This window comes from Stenotrophomonas sp. Sm10, from assembly GCF_030985515.1.
GTDB classification, from domain to species: domain Bacteria; phylum Pseudomonadota; class Gammaproteobacteria; order Xanthomonadales; family Xanthomonadaceae; genus Stenotrophomonas; species Stenotrophomonas hibiscicola.
Map to the genome: position 1 here is coordinate 1 of NZ_JAPTFO010000150.1, position 3,543 is coordinate 3,543.

Genomic DNA, 3,543 nt, shown 5'->3' on the forward strand with positions numbered 1-3,543 from the left:
GCTCCCCATGAATCAATCCGGAAATGCGAGAGCCGGCCAGCGGCCGGCACTACCGGCAGCGCCTCACTTGCAGCGAGCGATGCAGTAACCGGTGTGCCGACCAACGGTCGGCACCTACCCGCTTCACCCTCAGCCCCTCGCCTACAGCGAGCGGCTGATGGTGAAGCTGCCGAACACCGGCGATTGGCGCTGGCCGTTGAATTCGCGCGTGCTGTGGTACCGCGCGGCAGCGAACTTCCAGCGGCCGTACATCACCGCCACGCCGTACCCGCCGTAGGCCACCACATGGCGCTTGTCCACGCTGTGGCTGTTGCGGAAGGTGTTGCCATCCAGCGTGATGTCGCGGATCACCCAGGCAGCGTCGGAGGTCGCGAACAGGTGCCAGGACCACCCGCTTGGGCGGCCGCCGCGGGTCGGCGCCGTGTTCTCACCTGCCGGGCGCAACGGCGTGCTGCCGAAGTCATCCGGCAGCTTCCAGCCGAAGCGCACTTCACCGCCCAAATTGGCCTTGGTTTCCAGGTTGCCGATCGACCCGCCGTAGTGGCTGATCGCGTCCCAACCCCAACCGTCGGCATTGACGCTGGCATCGCCCGGCCAGCGGCGCATGCGCTCATGGGTCAGCATGAACAGTGGTTCGTTGTGCAGCTGGTTGTCCCAACCCTTGAATTTCTCGTCGCCCAACACTTCATGCACGGCATTCTGCACCTGCTTGCCCTGCGCCCACGGGCCGACCACGCCCAGTGTCAGCTGGGTGGTCTGCAGGCGGTCGCCGCTGCGCGCATTGAAACCGAAGTTTGCGATCAGCACGCCGGCGTAAGGGCGGTCGTCCTCGATCAGGTCCCTGCGGCTGAAATCGGTTGGGGTGAAAATCCCCTGGCCGATGCTGAAGATCATGTTCTGCTGTTCGAACCTGCCCGGATGCAGCCCTTCCAGGTACCGGTTCACCCAGCGCGCCATGCGCGGCAGGCAGGGGTCGTCGGTGTAATCGACCAGATTGGGGGAGACCAGGGTCAACAGCGCACCGTTGGTATAGCCCTGATCCTGGTGGCGGCCGCCGAACAGGTCGTTGTCGACGCGGAAATTGACCTGCGGCGGATGGTCGCGCATCGCGTCCGGGCCACATTGTTCGGCCGCCTGGGCGGCAAGCGGGAGGGCAGCAGCCAGCAGGCCGTACAGGCCGAGGGCCGCAAGGCGGCGGTGGGAGGGGGGACTCATTGGGAGGGCTTTGTTCTGTCTGTCGTTATATGCCGCGACACGGTACTCGCGGGGACGTGACGGAACGAGCGCGTTCGAATCACTTGTCTGTTCCGAAAACGACATTGTCTCGTGAGGACAATCCTGAACCCTCCTGTAGCGGGCTTCGGGGCAATGACCAATGCTGAACGTCTGTTCAGCTGCAACGCAGCGACTCACCAGTGCGCCGTTTGACGTTGATGAATACTCTTGGGTTTGTTGCCCTGCGGCCCGATAATGGCTCCATGGAAATCAAGTCCGACAACCCCGACCACGGCTTCCAGTTCCCCGGCCAGTTCGAGCTCAGCGCCATGGGCCCGGCCAACCGCGGCCTGGAACATGAGCTCCCCCGCCTGCTGCTGGCTGCCGGCATCGATGTGGTCAACGAACGCATCAGCTGGAAGCACTCCTCCAACGGCAAGTACGTCTCCGTCCGCATCGTGTTCAAGGCCGAAAGCCGCGAGCAGTACGACCTGGCGCACCAGGCGCTGCGCGACCACCCGGAAGTGAAGTGGACGCTGTAGCCGACAGCTGCCCGGCCGAAGCCGCCCCGGAACACCGCGCGCCGCGTCCGGCGGTGGTCCGTGACCTCGGCCGCCAGGCCTACGAGCCGGTATGGCGCGCCATGCAGCGCTTCACCGACCAGCGCAGCGACAACGATGCCGACGAGCTGTGGGTGGTCGAGCACGACCCGGTGTTCACCCTGGGCCAGGCCGGCAAGGACGAGCACGTGCTGGCACCGGGTGAGATCCCGGTGCTGCACGTGGACCGAGGTGGCCAGGTGACCTACCACGGTCCCGGCCAGATCGTGGTCTATCCGCTGCTGCGCCTGCCGCGGCTGGGGATCGGGGTCCGCGACTACGTGTGCCGCATCGAGCAGGCCCTCATCGATACGCTGGCCGAGTGGAACATCGGTGCCGAACGCCGCGAGGGCGCCCCGGGCGTCTACGTCGGTGGTGCCAAGATCGCTGCGCTCGGCATCCGTGTGCGGCGCGGCTGCACCTTCCATGGACTGGCCTTCAACGTGGCCATGGACCTGGAACCCTTCCACCGCATCAATCCCTGTGGCTATCAGGGGTTGCAGGTGACCTCGGTAGTAGACTTGGGCGGGCCCTCCGGCATGGAGGCCGTCAAGCCGGTACTGCTGGAGCACCTGGCCCGCCAGTTCGGCCTGCTGCTCCAGCCCACGCACGAACTGCCCGATCTTTCTGCGGCCGCCTGACCGCTCCCGGAACTGCCATGACTGAAACCACCGCCCGTTCCATTCCCCTGCAGATCGTGCAGGGCGACTCCCCATCCGCCGCGCCGTTGCAGGCCGGGGTCAAGCAGCTGGGCGGTGACAAGATCAACCGCTCGCCGGTGCAGTTCGCCGACGCGCCGGTGCTGCGCAAGCCGTCATGGATCCGCGTGCGCATTCCCTCGGGAAATGCCGTGCAGAACCTGAAGGCCAAGCTGCGCGAAAACCGCCTGGTGACCGTATGCGAGGAAGCCAGCTGCCCGAACATCCACGAATGCTTCGGCCATGGCACCGCCACCTTCATGATCCTCGGCGAGGTCTGCACCCGCCGCTGCTCGTTCTGCGACGTGGCCCATGGCCGCCCGAAGCCGCCGGATGCCAACGAACCGGCCAGCCTCGGCCAGACCGTGGCCGACATGGGCCTGAAGTACGTGGTGGTGACCAGCGTCGACCGCGATGACCTGCGTGACGGCGGTGCCCAGCACTTCGTCGACTGCATCACCGCCATCCGCGAAAAGTCGCCGGGTACCCGCATCGAAGTGCTGACGCCGGACTTCCGTGGCAAGGGCCGCATGGAGCGCGCGCTGGAGATCCTGGCGCAGAACCCGCCGGATGTGTTCAACCACAACATCGAAACCGTACCGGACCTGTACCGCAATGTGCGCCCGGGTGCGGACTACCAGTGGTCGCTGAACCTGCTGAAGAACTTCAAGGCGCAGCACCCGGGCGTGCCGACCAAGAGCGGCATCATGCTGGGTCTGGGCGAAGACTTCGAACAGATCAAGGCCACCATGCGCGACCTGCGCGCGCACGATGTGGACATGATCACCATCGGCCAGTACCTGCAGCCGACCGCGCATCACCACCCGGTACTGAAGTACTGGACTCCCGAGGACTACAAGGCGCTGGAGGACTACGGCTACGAGCTGGGATTCAGCCACGTGGCCTCCGGCCCGATGGTGCGCTCGTCGTACCACGCCGACGTCCAGGCCAAGGGCGCCGGCATTTCCTGACACCCTGCCGGTGGGTGGGAGCTACTTCTCCTGTGGGTGCGGACCCTTGGTCCGCACACC

The 3,543-nt window shown here is 65.8% G+C and carries 4 protein-coding genes; 3 read left to right on the top strand and 1 reads right to left on the bottom strand.

Annotation, left to right across the window (positions count from 1 at the left end):
- Positions 1-141: 141 nt before the first annotated feature.
- Complete coding sequence (locus O0J15_RS20420; RefSeq protein ID WP_021203734.1) at positions 142-1,215, bottom strand: lipid A deacylase LpxR family protein; 1,074 nt, start codon at positions 1,213-1,215, stop codon at positions 142-144.
- 263 nt (positions 1,216-1,478) lie between these two features.
- Here O0J15_RS20420 and O0J15_RS20425 point away from each other — a divergent pair, with 263 nt between their 5' ends.
- Genes O0J15_RS20425 through lipA form a run of 3 tightly spaced genes read left to right on the top strand, consistent with a single transcriptional unit; the run spans position 1,479 to position 3,483 of the window.
- On the top strand, positions 1,479-1,757 hold the full coding sequence (locus O0J15_RS20425) for a YbeD family protein (RefSeq protein ID WP_005411067.1): 279 nt from the start codon (positions 1,479-1,481) through the stop codon (positions 1,755-1,757).
- A complete protein-coding gene (gene lipB / locus O0J15_RS20430; RefSeq protein ID WP_019660675.1) occupies positions 1,745-2,455 on the top strand; it encodes a lipoyl(octanoyl) transferase LipB in 711 nt (236 codons plus the stop codon). The genes O0J15_RS20425 and lipB overlap by 13 nt, the downstream gene beginning before the upstream one ends.
- A 17-nt stretch (positions 2,456-2,472) precedes the next feature.
- Positions 2,473-3,483: a lipoyl synthase gene (lipA, locus tag O0J15_RS20435; RefSeq protein WP_019660674.1), complete on the top strand. Its 1,011-nt coding sequence runs from the start codon at positions 2,473-2,475 to the stop codon at positions 3,481-3,483.
- The last annotated feature ends 60 nt before the right edge of the window (positions 3,484-3,543 follow it).

Excerpts from the sequence above, each read along its gene's own strand:
- O0J15_RS20420 (WP_021203734.1), bottom strand. The coding sequence starts at position 1,215 with ATGAGTCCCCCCTCCCACCGCCGCCTTGCGGCCCTCGGCCTGTACGGC.
- O0J15_RS20425 (WP_005411067.1), top strand. The coding sequence starts at position 1,479 with ATGGAAATCAAGTCCGACAACCCCGACCACGGCTTCCAGTTCCCCGGC.
- lipA (WP_019660674.1), top strand. The coding sequence starts at position 2,473 with ATGACTGAAACCACCGCCCGTTCCATTCCCCTGCAGATCGTGCAGGGC.